This is a genomic window from Qipengyuania proteolytica, from assembly GCF_019711565.1.
Lineage (GTDB): Bacteria > Pseudomonadota > Alphaproteobacteria > Sphingomonadales > Sphingomonadaceae > Qipengyuania > Qipengyuania proteolytica.
The window spans coordinates 992,804-1,010,447 of sequence record NZ_JAIGNN010000001.1 but is presented as its reverse complement, the minus strand read 5'-3'; the positions used below and the strand labels follow the sequence as shown (position 1 = coordinate 1,010,447).

At 65.9% G+C, this 17,644-nt stretch carries 12 protein-coding genes; all 12 read left to right on the top strand.

Features of this window, described 5'->3' with window-relative positions:
• Nucleotides 1-203 precede the first annotated feature (203 nt).
• The 12 genes from K3172_RS04895 to K3172_RS04840 all read left to right on the top strand — a co-directional run bounded on the left by K3172_RS04895 (nt 204) and on the right by K3172_RS04840 (nt 17,635).
• Nucleotides 204-3,185: a TonB-dependent receptor gene (locus K3172_RS04895; RefSeq protein ID WP_221587503.1), complete on the top strand. Its 2,982-nt coding sequence runs from the start codon at nt 204-206 to the stop codon at nt 3,183-3,185.
• Nucleotides 3,186-3,298: 113 nt separating this feature from the next.
• Nucleotides 3,299-4,849: a tryptophan halogenase family protein gene (locus K3172_RS04890; protein WP_221587501.1), complete on the top strand. Its 1,551-nt coding sequence runs from the start codon at nt 3,299-3,301 to the stop codon at nt 4,847-4,849.
• Entirely contained in the window at nt 4,846-5,565 is a 720-nt protein-coding gene (locus tag K3172_RS04885) for a SapC family protein (RefSeq protein WP_221587499.1), read from the top strand. The genes K3172_RS04890 and K3172_RS04885 overlap by 4 nt, the downstream gene beginning before the upstream one ends.
• Nucleotides 5,558-6,589 carry a cupin-like domain-containing protein gene (locus tag K3172_RS04880; protein WP_345725591.1) on the top strand — a complete coding sequence of 344 codons (1,032 nt, stop codon included), beginning with the start codon at nt 5,558-5,560 and terminating at the stop codon, nt 6,587-6,589. The genes K3172_RS04885 and K3172_RS04880 overlap by 8 nt, the downstream gene beginning before the upstream one ends.
• Nucleotides 6,586-8,088 (top strand): tryptophan halogenase family protein, encoded by a 1,503-nt coding sequence (locus K3172_RS04875; RefSeq protein ID WP_221587495.1) that lies wholly within the window; start codon nt 6,586-6,588, stop codon nt 8,086-8,088. Before K3172_RS04880 ends, K3172_RS04875 begins: the two co-directional genes overlap by 4 nt.
• A 68-nt stretch (nt 8,089-8,156) precedes the next feature.
• Nucleotides 8,157-9,218 (top strand): LacI family DNA-binding transcriptional regulator, encoded by a 1,062-nt coding sequence (locus K3172_RS04870; protein ID WP_221587493.1) that lies wholly within the window; start codon nt 8,157-8,159, stop codon nt 9,216-9,218.
• Nucleotides 9,205-10,401, top strand: coding sequence for an MFS transporter (locus K3172_RS04865; protein WP_221587491.1), 1,197 nt, complete (start codon nt 9,205-9,207; stop codon nt 10,399-10,401). The genes K3172_RS04870 and K3172_RS04865 overlap by 14 nt, the downstream gene beginning before the upstream one ends.
• 82 nt (nt 10,402-10,483) lie before the next feature.
• Nucleotides 10,484-12,880, top strand: a complete 2,397-nt coding sequence (locus K3172_RS04860; RefSeq protein WP_221587489.1) for a glycoside hydrolase family 3 protein — start codon at nt 10,484-10,486, stop codon at nt 12,878-12,880.
• Nucleotides 12,881-13,002: 122 nt separating this feature from the next.
• Nucleotides 13,003-14,418, top strand: a complete 1,416-nt coding sequence (locus K3172_RS04855) for a sugar MFS transporter (protein WP_221587487.1) — start codon at nt 13,003-13,005, stop codon at nt 14,416-14,418.
• 88 nt (nt 14,419-14,506) lie between these two features.
• Nucleotides 14,507-15,235: a 3'(2'),5'-bisphosphate nucleotidase CysQ gene (locus K3172_RS04850; protein ID WP_221587485.1), complete on the top strand. Its 729-nt coding sequence runs from the start codon at nt 14,507-14,509 to the stop codon at nt 15,233-15,235.
• Between the two features lie 98 nt (nt 15,236-15,333).
• Entirely contained in the window at nt 15,334-16,545 is a 1,212-nt protein-coding gene (locus K3172_RS04845; protein WP_221587483.1) for an acyl-CoA dehydrogenase family protein, read from the top strand.
• A 19-nt stretch (nt 16,546-16,564) separates the two neighbouring features.
• Nucleotides 16,565-17,635: an acyl-CoA dehydrogenase family protein gene (locus tag K3172_RS04840; RefSeq protein WP_221587481.1), complete on the top strand. Its 1,071-nt coding sequence runs from the start codon at nt 16,565-16,567 to the stop codon at nt 17,633-17,635.
• The last annotated feature ends 9 nt before the right edge of the window (nt 17,636-17,644 follow it).

The following is a 17,644-nucleotide window of genomic DNA, read 5'->3' as shown; positions in this document are numbered from 1 at the left end:
CGCGTTGCGCTGCAAGTGACGCGGACATTTCCGGCATCGAACATGGTGCGCAAAAAATGCAACATGAATGCCACAGTTGGTGCAATTTTGTGTTGATTGCAGGGGCTGCAAGATTGACCCAGTGAACGTTATCAAATAGGTGAACGTTCACATTCGGACTACCCGTGCGCCCTAAGCGCATGGTTTTGGGAGGAGAATCGGTAATGAATTGGAAGCGCAAGCCTTCCCTCGTCAGGTTCATGGCGGGGGCATCCGTAGTCGCACTGGGCGCAACCGCCCAGGTCGCGATGGCTCAGGACAGCGACGAGACGGCCCAGGAAGCCGTGGCGGACGAAGGCGACGTGATCGTCGTTTCGGGTATCCGCGCCTCGCTGCAGGACGCCATGAACATCAAGCGCGACGCGGTCGGCGTGGTCGACGCGATCTCGGCCGAAGACATCGGCAAGTTCCCCGACACCAACCTGGCTGAATCGCTCCAGCGCATTACCGGCGTGTCGATCGACCGCCAGAGCGGTGAAGGCTCGACCGTGACCGTCCGCGGCTTCGGCCCCGACTTCAACCTCGTCGTCGTCAACGGCCGCCAGATGCCGACCTCGACGCTGGGCGACGGCTTCTCGGCCCCGTCTTCGCGTAGCTTCGACTTCGGCAACCTTGCGGCCGAGGGCGTCGCGGGCGTCGAAGTCTACAAGTCGGGTCGCGCCTCGCTGCCGACCGGCGGTATCGGCTCGGTCATCAACATCAAGCTGCCCCGGCCGCTCGATCGTCCCGGCTTCCAGGGCAGCATCGGCGTCAAGGGCGTCTACGACACCTCGCGCTTCGACGGCACCGACATTACCCCCGAAATCTCGGGCATCGTCTCGAAGACCTTCGCGGACGACACCGTCGGCATCCTGATCGCCGGTTCGTACCAGCAGCGCAAGGGCAGCCAGGCCCAGTTCGTCACCGGCAACTGGCGCCCGGGCTACACCGGCGCGGAAAACAACTGGGGCACGCTCGCCCAGCCGGGCGACCCGCGTTACGCCAACATCGAAAACCGCCCCGGAGATACCGACGTCTACCAGGTGCCGCAGAGCGTCGCCTACGACTTCTTCGACTTCGAACGCGAGCGTATCAACGGCCAGGCCGTCCTGCAGTACAAGCCGGCCGACAACCTGACGATCACGGCGGATTACCTGTTCTCGCAGAACACGTTCGACAGCCGCCAGAGCAGCATCGGCGTGTGGTTCAACCACGGCGACACCTCGAGCGCATGGACCGACGGTCCGGCGGCAGGCGCGCTGTTCTATGCCGAAAACTTCTGCGATCCCGCCGCGGACCCGATCAATTGCGGTCCCAAGGACCTCGCCATCACCGGTGCGGTCGGCGCGAACCGCAGCATCAACCACTCGATCGGCGGCAACATCGCCTGGGAAGGCGACAGCGGTCTCCGCTTCGAACTCGACGCGCACCGCTCGAGCGCCGAATCCAAGCCGACTTCGCCCTATGGCAGCGGCCAGGCGGTCGGGACGGCCATCTTCGGCGTCCAGTCGCAGTCTGTCGACTACACCACCGACATGCCGGTCATTTCGGTCGACATGTATCCGGGTGCGGAAATCGACGCTTCGAACATCCGTCCGGCCGGCAACGCGTTCCGCAATGCCTACTTCAAGGACGAGATCACCGAAGTCACCCTGCGCGGTAGCTACGATTTCGACGCAGGCTTCATCGAAAGCCTCGACTTCGGCGCCAGCTATATCGAGAACAAGGTGCGCAGCGCCTTCGGCGTGATCCAGAACGACACCTGGGGCGGTACGCTGTCGGCTGCCGATACGCCGGACGATCTGTTCATCCCGCGCGACCTGCCGTCGGACCTCGCCGGCTTGGCCGGAAGCAATGATCCTTCGATCATCCCGACCTACTTCCAGATCGACACCGAGAACCTGATCCAGTTGCTCAACGACCGGCTCGGCATCTGCGCGGCCGCTCAGGAGCCGGGGACGTGTCTGGCGCAGTACAGGACCGACAACAGGATCACGGAAAAGACGCTTGCGCCCTATGTCCAGCTGCTCAACCGGTTCGACGTGGGCGGCATGGAAGCGACTGCCCGTCTCGGACTGCGCTACGAGACGACGGACATTTCGTCGTCTTCGCTTGCACCGAATCCCACAGGCACTGTGTGGGTTTCGGATAACGAAATCAGCCTGATCAGCCCGCCGGGCTCGTTCACGAGCGCCAGCGGAACCTACGACAACTGGCTTCCGGCCGTCGATTTCAGCCTCGAGCCGATGGATGGACTGATCCTGCGTGCGTCCTACAGCCACACCATCACCCGTCCGAGCTACGGAAACCTCGGCTCGCTGGTCATTGCAGAGCCCCTGCGCGTAGGTGCCGGCGGCAGCCAGGCGAATACCGGCGATCCGGGCCTGGTGCCTTACAAGTCGAAGAACATCGATGTGTCGGCCGAGTGGTACTACGATGATGCAAGCTACGTTTCGGTTGGCTTCTTCAACAAGAACGTCAGCAACTTCATCGTCAACCAGACGACCCAGACCACGCTGTTCGATCTCGATGATCCGTCGCAAAGCGCTCCGGTGCTGGAAGCGAGGGCTGCCGGGGCCGTTTCGTACGCCGCCATCCGCGACTACGTTGCTGCCAACTATCCCGACCGGATCGATCCGGTAACCGGCGGCATCCTTGGCTTCGCGGCCGATCCGGACGTGATTTTCACCCTCGGACAGGCCATAAACAGCGACCAGACCGCGCGGCTGTGGGGTTGGGAATTTGCCTTGCAGCACACGTTCTGGGATACCGGCTTCGGTGCGATCCTGAATTACACGATCGTCAAGAGCGACACGCCGTACGACGTGACGCAGCCGTGGACCGTGCCGCAGTTCGCCGTACAGGGGGTCAGCGACAGCGCCAACGCCGTCCTGTTCTACGACAAGAACGGCCTTCAGGCCCGTGTCGCCTACAACTGGCGCGACAAGTTCCTGGGCGGGTACGACTTCGATCCGTACTTCATCGACTCCTACGGGCAGCTCGATGCGAGTGCGAGCTACGAGTTCCCGGGCGGGATCACGGTGTTCGCGGAAGGGATCAACATCCTGAACGACGATCGCAACGGCTACCGCCGCAACGAACTGGCGAAGTTCTTCGCGGCACCGGGCTATGCCCGTTACGCTGCCGGGGTGCGCTTCACCTGGTAACCGCACGGGACGGCTCCTCGCCCTCCCCCGGTTGAACGAGAGAGCCGCACTGCCCGCAAGCAGTGCGGCTCTTCTCTTTTGCGGGTGGCGGATTAGGGGTTAAGGTAGGCAAGATGACCGACAGGATCGAGAAACTGGTGATCGTCGGCGGCGGGACCGCCGGCTGGCTGGCGGCCTGCGTCATGGCCGCCCGGCGACCGGATCTTTCGGTAACGCTGGTCGAGGCGCCCGACATCCCGACCATTGGCGTCGGCGAAGGCAGCTGGCCGACCCTGCGCGAAACACTCCGCACGATCGGCATCGCCGAGGACGAGTTCCTGCGCGAATGCGACGCCTCGTTCAAACAGGGCTCGCGGTTCGACGGCTGGACCACCGGGCGCGAGGGCGACAGCTATCTCCACCCGTTCACGCCGCCCCCGCCGGGGGACATGGCCGCACTGCTCGCCGCGTGGCGGCAGGACGCCTCCGGCCTCGATTTCGCGCACGCGATGACACCGCAGGCCGCCGCCTGCGCGCGCGATCTCGCGCCGCGACAGCGGGCGATGCCGGGCTATGCCGGCGCGCTCAACTACGGCTACCACCTCGACGCGGGCAAGCTCGCCGCGATGCTGCAACGGCACGCGACCTCGCGCCTGGGCGTCATCCATCTGCGCGACCGCGTGGCGGGTGTCGTCGGCACGCAGGAGAGTATCGAAGCGCTGAATCTGGCCGAAAGCGGCCGAATCGAGGGCGATTTCTTCATCGATTGCAGCGGCGCCCGCGCGATCCTGATCGAAGGCCACTTCGGCAGCGGCTGGACCGATTTGTCGCACATCTCCTTCAACGACAGCGCGCTGGCGGTGCAGGTGCCGGTCCAGCCGGACAGCCCCATCGCCTCGCAGACCATCGGGACCGCGCATGAAGCGGGCTGGCTGTGGGACATCGCGTTGCCCACCCGCCGCGGGATCGGCTGCGTCTATTCCTCGCGCTTCCTTGACGACGAGCGCGCCGAGGACATCCTGCGCGACTATGTCGCCGCCAATGTGCCGGGGGCGGCCCCCGCAAGCCTGACCCCGCGCAAGCTTACCTTCGCCACCGGTCATCGGACACAATTCTGGCGCGGCAATTGCCTGGCCATCGGGCAATCGGCCGGCTTCATCGAGCCGCTGGAAGCATCTGCCATCGTCATGGTCGAGCTCTCGCTCAAGGCGCTGGCGGAAAATTTTCCGGCAACGCGCGCCACGCTGGCGATCCATGCCGAAAGGTTCAACGCGCTGTTCCGCTATCGCTGGGAGCGGATCGTCGACTTTCTCAAGCTCCATTACGTGCTGAGCGAGCGCGCCGAACCCTACTGGACCGCGCAGCGCGATCCCGCCTCCATCCCGCAGCGCCTTGCCGACCAGCTCGTCCTGTGGCGCGAACAGCCGCCTTCGCACTGGGACTTCCCGCAGGTGGACGAAGTGTTCTCGGCGGCCAGCCAGCAATATGTGCTCTACGGCATGGGCTTTCCCGTACCCCCGGCACACGGCACGCAGCCGGCGCCCGAAGCTCTTGCGCGCCTCGCCGAAGTCCGCGAACGCACGCGGGCGATGGTTTCGGCCCTGCCCGCCAACCGCGTCTATTTCGATGCCCTCAACACAGCGTCGCCGCCAGAAGCGGCGCAAGGAGAATTAGCCACATCATGACCAACCACCGCATCCTCAACAGCGGCGAGCACGGCGAGCTGCGCGTCCATACCCACGCGGATGCCGCGCTGGGCGATGCCGTCATGGCCGCGCTTGTCGTGCCGGACGAATTCCGCAAGGTGCAGGGCGAATATCCGATCCTGTTCAAGCGCGACCAGGCAAGCGGCAAATTCTCCGCGCTCGCGTTGTTCGGGTTCGAGAATGGCGAGAACCTGTTCCTCGGCAAGGACGGGTGGGATACGCGCTACCGGCCCCTGTCGCTCGCGATCCAGCCCTTTCTGATCGGCCGCCCCGCCTCGGGCGAGGGCGAGGGACAGGTCCATATCGACCTCGATCACCCGCGCGTAGCGGGCAATGGTGAAGGCACGCGCGTGTTCGACGAGACCGGGCGGCCCACGCCCTATCTCGAACAGATTGCCCGGCAACTGGGCGACCTGGACGAAAGCTACCGGCGCAGCGCGGACTTCTTCGCCGCGCTGGAGCGGTACGAGCTGCTCGAGCCCTTCACGCTGCAGGTGCCGCTGAGCGACGGGTCGCAGAATTCGCTGGTCGGCTTTCACATCATCGACGAAGGCAAGGTCCGCGCGCTCGATGGCGATGCGCTGGGCGACCTGCATGCGCACGACCACCTGTTGCCGATCTTCATGGCGCTCGCCTCGCTGTCGCAGTTCTCGGAACTGGTCGCGCGCAAGAATGCCGGGCGGGCCGGTGGCTGAGGCCGATACGACCGTCTTTTCGGCCATGAAGCGGGTCGAGGAACGCGAGGCGCAGGATGCCGCCGCGCTGTCCGCCCTGCTCGACGAAGCCGGCGCCCCGTTCGTGGTCCGCGGCCTCGTGGCCGACTGGCCGCTGGTGCAGGCAGGCAAGGAAAGCGCCCGCGCCGCGCGCGCCTATCTGCTCGACCATGCCCGTCCGGCCCCTTTCACCGTGACGATCGGCGAACCGGGGCGCGACGGCCGCCTGTTCTACAATGACGACTTCGGCATGAATTTCCGTACGGCCCGCGGGAAACTGCCCGATATCTTCCGCGGCTTCGACGACAACGAGGGGCGCGCCGATGCCCCGGCGATCTACCTGACCTCGGTCGACATGGTGAGCTTCTTCGACGGGCTCGTGGAAGCCAATCCGTCGCCCGTGCTGGACCGCCAGCCGCACCAGCGCATCTGGATCGGCACCGACACGCGCGTCGCCGCGCATAACGACTTCCCGCGCAACCTCGCCTGTTGCGCTGTCGGCCGGCGTCGGTTCACGATCTTCCCGCCCGAACAGTTCCGCAACCTCTATCTCGGCCCGCTGGAGAACACACCGGCCGGGCGCCCGGTCAGCATGGTCGACCTGCATGCGCCGGATCTCGACGCATACCCGCGCTTCGCCGAAGCGCTCGAACATGCGCAAGTGGTCGAGCTCGAACCGGGCGATGCGATCTATATCCCCTCCTTGTGGTGGCACCATGTCGAAGGCCTCGAGCCCTTCAACATCCTCGTGAACTACTGGTGGCGCGACACGCCGGCCTATCTCGGGCAGCCGCAGGATGCGCTCAACCATGCCATTCTCACGCTGCGCGACCTACCGGCCGAAGAGAAGGCGATCTGGCGCGAGCTGTTCGATCATTACGTCTTCACCGCCGGGCCCGAGGTGACCGACCACATTCCCGAGGCCGCGCAGGGCATCCTCGCGCGCCTGACCCCCGAAACCGCAAGCCAGCTGCGGACCTATCTGCTGAGGACACTCAACCAATGACCAGCCCCCACCCGCGCAAGCGCATCGTGATCGCCGGCGGAGGGACCGCCGGCTGGATGGCCGCTGCCGCGATTGCCCGGACGATGGGCGATTCGGTCGAGCTGACGCTGGTGGAATCCGACGTGATCGGCACCGTCGGCGTGGGCGAGAGCACCATTCCACCGCTCGTCAATTTCAACCGCATCGTCGGCATCCCCGAGAACGAGTTCATGCGGGAAACGCAGGCGACGTTCAAACTCGGCATCGAATTCGCGAACTGGCGGGTCGACGGAGAGAAGTATTTCCACTCTTTCGGCACGACCGGCCGCGATCACTGGACCGCGGGCTTCCAGCATTTCTGGATGGAGGGACGCGAGCGTGGCCATACGGAAAGCTACGACGACTACTGCCTCGAATTGCAGGCCGCCTACCGCAACAAGTTTGCGCACCTGCCGGACGGGCGGGTCAACTACGCCTTCCAGCTCGACGCAACGCGCTATGCCGCCTTCCTCCGACGCCTTGCCGAACAGGATGGTTGCGTGCGCATCGAAGGCAAGATTGACGAGGTCCAGCTCGACGACGCCAGCGGCGACATCGCCGCCCTGCTGCTCGACGACGGGCGTCGGATCGAAGGCGACCTGTTCCTCGATTGCACCGGTTTCCGGGCGCTCCTCATCGAAGGGGCGCTGCATGTCGGCTACGACGACTGGCGTCATTACCTGCCCTGCGATGCCGCCATTGCGGTGCAGACCAGAAGCGCCCGTCCCCCGATCCCCTATACCCGCGCGATCGCGCACGACGCGGGCTGGCAGTGGCGCATCCCACTGCAGCACCGCGGCGGCAACGGCATCGTCTATTGCAGCCGGTACCTGTCGCATGACGAGGCCCAGCACCGGTTGATGTCGACCCTGGAGGGCGAGCCGCTGACCGAACCGCGCGCGATCCCCTTCGTCACCGGCGCGCGCCGCAAGCAGTGGCATCGCAACTGCGTGGCGATCGGCCTGTCGGGCGGGTTCCTCGAGCCGCTGGAATCGACCAGCATCCACCTGATCCAGCGGGCCATCCTGCGCATCCTGCGGATGATGCCCGCAGGGCGGGTAAGCGAACGCGATGTGGCCGAATTCAACGACCAGCAACTGACCGACATGATCCAGGTGCGCGATTTCCTGATCCTGCATTACAAGGCCACCGACCGGCGCGACAGCCCATTCTGGCGCCAGTGCGCGGCAATGGACGTCCCCGAGACGCTGCAGCAGAAGATCGAGCTGTTCCGCGAAACCGGCCGGGTCTTCCGCAAGAACGAGGAACTGTTTCAGGAGAACAGCTGGGTGCAGGTGATGCTGGGCCAGGGCATCATGCCCGAAGCCCATCATCCGATCGCCCGCAAGATGCCGGACGACGAACTCGCGGCTTTTCTCAGGGGCTTGCGCGAAAACGTCACGAAAACGGTGGACGCCATGCCGGATCACCATGCCTACGTGGCGCAATATTGCGGTGCAAAAGAAGCCGAGGGGGCCTGAGGCGCACTTGGCCGACCCCGCGGGATCGGATTAAAACTGGACGGTAATACGGGGGTTTAGAAACTATCATGGCTCGGCGCCGCCAGGCAGTGACCATCAAGCACGTAGCCGCCGATGCAGGGGTTTCCCTGCAAACGGTGAGCCGCGTCATCAACAACGAGCCGAACGTGCGCCCCGCCATGAAGGAACGGGTTCAGGCGAGTATCGACAAGCTCGGCTACGTCCCCTCCATCGCCGCCCAGCGAATGAGCGGGTCGCGATCATACCTCATCCTCGCGATCAACGACCGCGAACGCACCATCGCCGACTGGACGTCGCGCATGGGGACCGACTGGGTCGACCAGATGCTGCTCGGCGGGATGCTGACCTGCGCCGACCGCGGCTATCGCATGCTGGTCGAGCTGGTCGATACGCATAACGACCACGTGGAACGCGAGCTCGGCGCAGCGATCGCCGCGCTCCAGCCCGACGGCGTCGTGCTGACGCCGCCGCACTCGGAAAACCCCCTGATCACCGGCCTGCTGGCGAAACGGAACATCCCTTTTGCGCGGATCGGTTCGAAGCAGGAGGGACCGGGCATCGCGATGACCATGGGCGACGAATATCTCGCCGCACTGGCGACCAACCACTTGGTCGAGCTGGGTCATCGCCGGATCGGCTTCATCGCGGGGCCGGAGGAATACAGCCTGGCCGGATGGCGTATCGACGGATGGGAGGCGGCCATGGCGAAAGCGGGGCTCGATAGCGCGGGCCTCTGCGAACGCGGCGACTTCGGTTACGACAGCGGCATCGTCGCGGCCGAAGCGCTGCTCGACCAGCCCGACCCGCCGACCGCGATCATCGCGAGTAGCGACCAAATGACGCTGGCGACGCTGGAGGTCGCCCGTAAACGCCGCCTTGCGGTGCCCGACGACCTGTCGCTGATCAGTTTCGACAACACGCCCATCGTACGCTTTACCCAGCCGCCGCTGACCGCGCTCGACCAGCCGATTGCCGCCACCACGGCAAAGGCCGTCGAGATCCTGATCGACGGCGAGGGCCAGCCCGCCCCGAGCGAGCCGGTCGTGCTGAAGGGCGATCTCGTCATCCGCGGATCGACTGCCCGGGCGCCACTGCGTGCCGTCGGCTGAGGCCGCCGCCGGGGCTGCCCGGCAGTCGACCCGCTTCCTGTGGCTCTACGCGCTGGCCGCGGCAGGCGGCGCGGTCGCATATGTGCCCTTTCTAACCATTCTCCTGCCCGAGCGCATCGCGCAGTTCGCCGGAGACGGGAAGGTAACGGTACTGGCCTACGGCGCTTTCGCCGGAGCCATTGCCGCCAGCCTTGCCAACATCGGTTTCGGCTGGGCCAGCGACCGGACGGGAACGCGCAAGCCGTGGATCGTCGGCGGCCTTCTGCTGTCGAGCGCGCTGCTGGTGTCCATGCGCGAGGTCGACAGCCTGCCGACGCTGATCCTCCTGCTGATCGTTTGGCAATGCGCGCTCAACATGATGCTGGGGCCGCTGTCCGCTTGGGCGGGGGACATGGTGCCCGACGCGCAGAAGGGGTTTCTCGGCGGGCTGCTGTCGCTCGCGCCGGCGCTGGGCGCGCTTTCGGGCGCGATCGTGACCCTGCCCGGCCTCGCTTCGGCGGATGTGCGCCTGTTGATCGTGGCCTGCCTCGTGGTCGCAATGGTGCTGCCGGTGCTGCTGTTCGGCACCCCTCACCCGATGCCGCAACTGATGGCACCCAGGCCCGCCGAGCCGGTGAAGCCCGCCCAGCCCCGGCAGACCATTGCCCGCATGTGGCTTGCGCGGCTGCTGGTGCAGATTGCCGAGGCAGCGCTGTTCGCGTTCCTGCTGTTCTGGTTCCGCAGCATCGACCCGGGCGTGACGGACAACGACACCGCCACGGTTTTCAGCATCGTGCTGTGCCTGTCGGTCCCGCTCGCGCTGGCGGCAGGGCGCTGGTCCGATCGCGACAACCGGCCCTTCCTCCCGCTTTTCACCGGCGCGGGCCTCGGCGCCATCGGCCTGCTCGTCATGGCCTTCGCCGGTTCGCTGCCGATGGCGATCGCGGGCTATGTCCTGTTCGGGCTCGCCACCAGCGTGTTCCTGGCGCTCCATTCCGCGCAGACGCTGCGCGTGCTCCCCCGCCCCGGCACGCGCGGGCGCGATCTCGGGCTGTTCAACCTGACCAACACCGTGCCCTCGCTGATCATGCCCTGGCTGACGCTCGCGCTGGTCCCGGTGTTCGGGTACGGCGCCTTGTTCCTGCTGCTGGCCGGCCTGTGCGCGGCAGCCTGCCTGATCCTTGTGACGATACGCCGCACGTAGCGGCTTGACCTCTCCCGTGACCCGTGGCACCCCATATTGAGAACGTTCTCAATGTGAATCGGGAACGCGGAGGGGAATGCAGATGAAACGTTGGGTTTTCGCTGGTGCGGCCGCATGTGCGCTGGCCGGGTGCACGCAGACGATTGCGGAGGTACCGCCGGTCGTAGCCGCCGCTCCCGCGTCACAGGATGCGCGCATAGCCGACCTCGTTGCGCGGATGAGCCTGGAGCGCAAGGTCGCCCAGCTGATCCAGCCGCAGATCAACTCCTTCACCGCCGAAGACATGCGCCGCTACCGCTTCGGCAGCTACCTCAACGGCGGCAATGGCGGCCCCTATGGCGACGAATTCGCGCCCGCGTCGGAATGGCTGCGGCTGGCGGACGAAATGTATCTCGCCTCGGTCGCGCCGATGGCCAATGGCGAGCCGGTGATCCCGACCATGTGGGGCACCGATGCGGTTCACGGCCACACCAATGTGGTCCGCGCAACCATCTTCCCGCACAACATCGGCCTCGGCGCGACCCGCGATGCGGACCTGCTACGGCGGATCGGCGCGGCCACGGCGGTCGAGATCGAGGTCACCGGCATCGACTGGAACTTCTCGCCGACCATCGCTGTGGCGCAGGACGACCGCTGGGGCCGGACCTACGAAAGCTATTCCGAAGATCCGGCGATCGTCGCCCCGCTCGGCGCGGCGCTGGTGGAGGGCCTGCAGGGCCGCAAGGGCGACCCGAACCGCCTGGGCGCGGGACATGTCATCGCCACCGCCAAGCATTTCTTCGGTGACGGCGGCACCTCGCAGGGCGTCGACCAAGGCGACGTCAACGGCGATATCGAGGCGCTGAAGAAAATCCACGCCGCCCCCTACCCCGCGGCAATCGCGGCCGGGGTCGAAGCGATCATGGCCAGCTTCAATTCGATCAACGGCGTCAAGATGCACGGCAACGAGATGTTGCTGACCGACGTACTGCGCGGCGAGCTCGGTTTCGACGGTCTCGTCGTGGGCGACTGGAACGCGCATGGCCAAGTCGAGGGCTGCACGAATTCTGACTGCCCCAAATCGCTCCTCGCCGGGCTCGATATCTACATGGTGCCGGACGACTGGAAGGCGCTGCTCGAAACCACCGTGGCGCAGGTCAACGACGGGACCATCCCGATAAGCCGGCTCGACGAGGCCGTGACCCGCATCCTGCGCGTGAAGATGCGCGCCGGGCTGCTCGGCGAGCAGGTGAAGCCATCGGACCGGCCCAATGCCGGCCGGTACGAACTGCTCGGTTCGGCCGCTCATCGCGCCATCGCGCGCGAGGCCGTCGCCAAGTCGCAGGTACTGCTGAAGAACAACGGCGTCCTGCCGCTGAAGCCCGGTGCCAGCGTGCTGGTCGCAGGCAGCGCGGCGGACGATATCGCGCAGGCCGCGGGCGGCTGGACGCTGACCTGGCAGGGTGGCGGCGATCTCGACAACAGCTATTTCCCGGGTGCGACCTCCATCTGGAAGGGCCTGGAGGACGCCGTGACAGCCAGCGGCGGCAGCGCCGCGCTGTCCGCGGACGGCAGCTATTCCGCCAAGCCCGATGTCGCCGTCGTCGTGTTCGGCGAAGAACCCTATGCGGAATTCGCGGGCGACCGGAAGCACCTCGGCTTCACCGATGCGGAGGGACTGAATTTGCTCCGCAAGTTCAAGGCCGATGGCGTCCCGACGGTGGCCGTCTTCCTTTCGGGCCGCCCGATGTGGGTCAATCGCGAGATGAACCTGGCCGACGCCTTCGTCGCTTCCTGGCTGCCGGGCAGCGAGGGCGCAGGCGTTGCCGACGTCCTGACCGGCGCCACGCCCGCGACCGGGAAGCTCGGCTTCAGCTGGCCGGCAACGTGCGATTTCGGCCCGCTCAACGGCCCTGACGGCGCGCTCTTCCCGGTCGGCTATGGCCGTTCGCTGGCGGATACCGCGCCGACTCCGGTGCTGGGCGAGGACTGCGCCCCGCTCGAGGCCGGCCCGACCCGCGCCCTGTTCGAACAGGGCCGCCTCGCCGACGGCGCGGTCGCCTTCGCGGTCAAGCCGAACGTCGAAGGCAATGGCGAACTGCTCGCACAGATGCGCGGCGACCTCACGGATTCGGGTGTCACGGCGCGCGGCTACGACCGCAACGCGCAGGAAGACGCCCGCGAAATCACCCTGCAGCCGGGTGCGCGCTTCGGTCTCGCGCAGGAGCCCGACAGCGGCGGCGCCTACCGCATCGCCTACGAGGTCGTGACGCGGCCTGTCGCACCGATCGTCCTGCGCGTCGGCGAGAATGCAGTGGTCGACCTCACCCAGCCCTTCGCGGTCGCCGAGGGCAAGGGCTGGCGCGAAATGCTGATCACCGAAGCCTGCGCGCCGGGCCTCGGCAATCGCATCCGCTTCGACACCGAAGGCAAGATCACCTTCCGCATTTCCAGCGTCACGCGCGAGGATGTGGCCGAGGGGACCGCCTGCTCCTTCTGAGCGGAGCGAGCACGAGTGCATTCGAAATTCGCTTTGCCTGACAGCGACGTGCTGCCAGACAGGGCGTCAGGGACAACGCCGACGCGCAAGCACGCGTGCGGCACGTGGGAGGATTTTTGGTAATGGCACTGGCACCCGACATTTCGTCGAGCACCGATCCGAATCCGATCGAAGCCGAAGGCACGCACGTCAACGCGCCCGGCCTACAGTATTTCGTGTTTGCGCTGTTCTTCATCTTCGGCGGTATCACCTCGCTCAACGACGTGATCCTGCCCAAGCTGAAGGAGCTGTTCACGCTCACCTACACGCAGGCGATGCTGGTGCAGTTCTGCTTCTTCACCGCCTATCTGATGATCGGCATTCCGGGGGCCGAGCTGGTCAAGCGGATCGGTTACATGCGCGGCGCGGTCGCTGGCCTGCTGATCATGATGGCCGGCTGCCTGCTGTTTATCCCGGCCAGCCAGACCGCGACCTACGGCCTGTTCCTGGGCGCGCTGTTCATCCTCGCCAGCGGCGTGGTGATCGTGCAGGTCGTGACCAATCCGCTGATCTCGCTGCTCGGCCCGGCCAAGACGGTCCACAGCCGCCTGACCTTCGCGCAGGCCTTCAACAGCCTCGGCACGACGATTTTCCCGATCGTCGGTTCCGCACTCATTCTCGGCAGCCTTGCCGGGGTGACCGCAGCCGAGCTCTCGGGCGAGGAACTGCAGGCCTATCGCACTGCGGAAAGCGCAGCGATCGTATCGACCTATATCGGCCTTGCAGTCGCTCTGGCGGTGATTGCGCTGGTCGTCTGGCTCAATCGCAGCAAGCTGCCGCATGATGCCGCCGCCATGAAGGGCGACGCGCTGACGTCCATGCCGCGTTACCTGATCGGCATCGTACCCATCGTGATCGGCGGCTGGCTGGTCATTCAGGGCAACGAGGTTCCGGGCGTTCTCCTGCTGCTGACCGGTCCTGCGATCTGGCTGTGGGGCAACAGCCTCCTCAGCCGCACCCGCTTCTCGTTCGGTGCGCTCTGCATCTTCCTGTACGTGGGGGCGGAAGTCGCGATCGGCTCGCTCATCGTGAATTATCTGATGCAGGAAAGCGTGCTCGGCCTGACCGAACGCGCAGCGGGCGACATGATCTTCATGTACTGGGGCGGCGCGCTCGTCGGCCGCATCATCGGGTCGCTCATCCTGCGCTATGTCAGCCCCGGCCTGGTGCTGACCGGCGTGGCGCTGGGTGCGATCACCCTGGTGCTGGTCTCCACGAACACGACCGGCTCGGTTTCGGCCTACAGCCTGCTCGCGGTCGGCCTGATGAATTCGATCATGTTCCCGACGATCTTCTCGCTCGCCTGCGAAAAGCTCGGCCTCAAGGCAGCCGACGGATCGGGCATCATCAACATCGCCATTTTCGGCGGGGCGGTGATCCCCTTGCTGACCGGCATGCTGGCCGATGCGAGCGGCAGCCTCGCGACGGCGATGATTCTGCCGATCGCGTGTTATGCCATCATCGCCGGTTTCGGGATCTTCGCGCGCAAGCCTGCCTGATCTCGCAATAGCCATCATTCGGGGGTTCGCAGGGGGGCTTCGGTCTGCCATGCGGCCCCCGAAACCTTTTCGACCACAGGGAAATTTCATGACCGACGCCGAACTCGCCGCCCATCTCGCAGAAGTCGCCGGCAAGCTTTTGATCGGAGTGCGCGATAGCGGCATGTTCGAAGGCAAGAGCCTCGGGAAGGCGGGCGACGCCACGGCGAACGAATTCCTGTGCCATGCCCTGCGCCAGCAGCGGCCCGAGGACGGCCTCCTCTCCGAAGAGGAGAAGGACAACGCCGCCCGGCTCGGCATGGAGCGCGTGTGGATCGTGGACCCGGTCGACGGCACGCGCGAATATGGCGACGCGCGCACCGACTGGGCGGTCCATGTCGCGCTGTGCATCAATGGCAAGCCGGAGATCGGCGCGGTCGCCCTGCCCGGGCTCGACTGCGTCCTGCGTACCGATGCGCCGATTGCCGTGCCCGGAGCCGCGGAAACCCCGCGCATGGTCGTCAGCCGCACCCGGCCCGCAGCCGAGGCGGTCGCCGTCTCCGAAGCGATCGGCGCGGAGCTGGTGCCGATGGGCTCGGCCGGTGCCAAGGCGATGGCCGTGGTGCGCGGCGAGGCGGAAATCTACCTTCACACCGGCGGCCAGTACGAATGGGACAGCGCCGCCCCCGCCGCGGTCGCGCTCGCCCACGGCCTTCATGCGAGCCGCGTCGATGGCAGCCCGCTGACTTATAACCAGGCCGATACCTACATGCCCGACCTGCTGATCTGCCGCCCCGAATGGGCTGAGCGAGTCCTTGCCGAAGTGGCCCGGCTCTGAGGCCCGGGCACGGGCGCAAACCCGCCCTGCCCTAACGTATTTCAAGCCTGTCCCGAATTGCGGTATGTGAGTCGCCGCAAACCAGAGAGGACAGCGCAATGGCGACCCAGCTCGAACCCCAGACCCGGACCGACGAGGAGGCTTTCCGCACGGAAGTGCAGCAATTCCTCGCCGACAATTTCCCCGCCGAACTCAAGGGCCAGTCCAACGCACTGGCCGGCGTGGATGGCCCCACCGACGAAACCCCGGCGCAGACCAAGTGGCGCGAAGCCGTGGGCGCGCGCGGCTGGGGCACCCCCACCTGGCCCAAGGAATACGGCGGCGGCGGCCTCAGCAAGGCGCAGGCCAAGATCATCGACCAGGAATTCGCCAAGGCGGGTGCCTACAACCCGATCGGCGGCATGGGCGTGATGATGTTCGGCCCGACGCTGCTCGAATACGGCAATGAGGCGCAAAAGAAGGAGCACATTCCCCCGATCTGCCGCGGCGAAGTGCGCTGGTGCCAGGGCTATTCGGAACCCAACGCCGGCTCCGACCTTGCCAACCTCCAGACCTTTGCCGAGGACAAGGGAGACCATTACCTCGTCAACGGCCAGAAGACCTGGACCAGCGGCGGACAATGGGCCGACAAGTGCTTTGCAATCGTGCGAACCGACAAGAGCGACAAGCACAAGGGCATCAGCTTCATGCTGATCGACATGGACACGCCCGGTGTCGAAGTTCGCCCGATCACCATGATCAGCGGGACCAGCCCGTTCTGCGAAACCTTCTTCACCGATGTGAAGGTGCCGAAGGAAAACCTCGTCGGCGAGGAAGGCCAGGGCTGGACCATCGGCAAGCGCCTGCTCCAGCACGAGCGCACCAATATCTCGGGCGGCGGCAGCCTTGCGCGGCTGATGGGCCAGAGCCTCGGCGACATTGCCAAGAAGTACCAGCCGACGGGCGCCGACGGCGAACTCGCCGATGCGGTGCTGCGCGACAAGATTGCCGATTTCGAAATCCGCTGGAACAGCTTCCTGCTCACCGCTCGGCGCGCGATGGAGGAAAGCAAGGCGGCCGGCGGCGTGTCCGAGATCAGCTCGGTGCTCAAGAAGCTCGGCACCAAGCTGAGCCAGGAGCGCAGCGAATTGCTGATCGAAATCCGCGGCCTGCAAGGCCTCGGCTGGGAAGGCGACGGCTTCTCTGGCGGCGAACTCGAGGCGGTGCGCGCCTGGCTCTTCGGCAAGGCGACCACGATCTACGGCGGCTCGACCGAAATCCAGAACAACATCATCGCCAAGCGCGTGCTCGGCATGCTCGACCACCAGTAAGGCGAGAGGGACACAGACAATGGCAGTTCTCAACGAAGAACAGGAAATGCTGCGCGACATGGCGCGCGAATGGACCGTCAACGAAAGCCCGGTCACCGAATTCCGCAAGGTCCGCGCTTCGGGCGAACCCGAAGCCTTCAATCGCGACGCCTATGCCACGATGGCGCAGATGGGCTGGGCCGGGGTCATCATCCCCGAAGAGCACGGCGGGTCTGACTTCGGTTTCCTGTCCGCCGGGCTAGTGGTCGAGGAACTCGGCAAGACGCTCACCGCCAGCCCGCTGGTGATGAACACCGTGGCCGCGTCGGCCATCGTCCTGGGCGGCAGCGATGAGCAGAAAGCCAAATGGCTGCCGAAGCTCGCCAGCGGCGAGGCGATCGCCACGCTCGCGGTCGATGAGGGCCCGAACCACGATCCTGCCGAGATCGCGACCGCCGTCTCGGACGGAAAGATCAGCGGCACCAAGGCCTTCGTCCACGAAGCGCATGGCGCGGACCTGTTCGTCGTCGCGGCGAAGGACGGGCTCTACCTGGTCGAGAAAGGCGACGGCGTCTCGCTCACCACCCGCAAGCTGACCGACCAGCGCAGCCATGCCGACGTCACCTTCGACGGTGCGGCGGCGGACAAGCTCGCCAAGGGCGGCGATAGTTTGCTCGACGACGTGCTCGACCGGGCACGCGTGCTGGTCTCTGCCGAAATGCTCGGCATGGCGCAGCAGGTGTTCGACGACACGCTCGACTATCTGAAGCAGCGCGTGCAGTTCAACCAGGTGCTGGCGAGCTTCCAGGCGCTCCAGCACCGCATGGCGGATCTCTTCGCCGACCTCGCGCAGATGCGTTCGGCAGTCGAGGCGGGCCTGCAGGCGGTCGACGGCGGCTTCGGCGTTGCCCGCGCGGCAACCATCGCCAAGGCGGAGGCCAATCGCGTCATGCACAAGATGGCGAACGAAGGCATCCAGCTCCACGGCGGCATCGGCATGACCGACGAATACGACGTCGGTTTCTACCTCAAGCGCGCCCGCGTGCTCGAAGCGAGCTTCGGCTCGTCGAGCTGGCTGAAGGACCGCTTCGCCAGGCTCTCGGGCTATTGATCCTGCGGC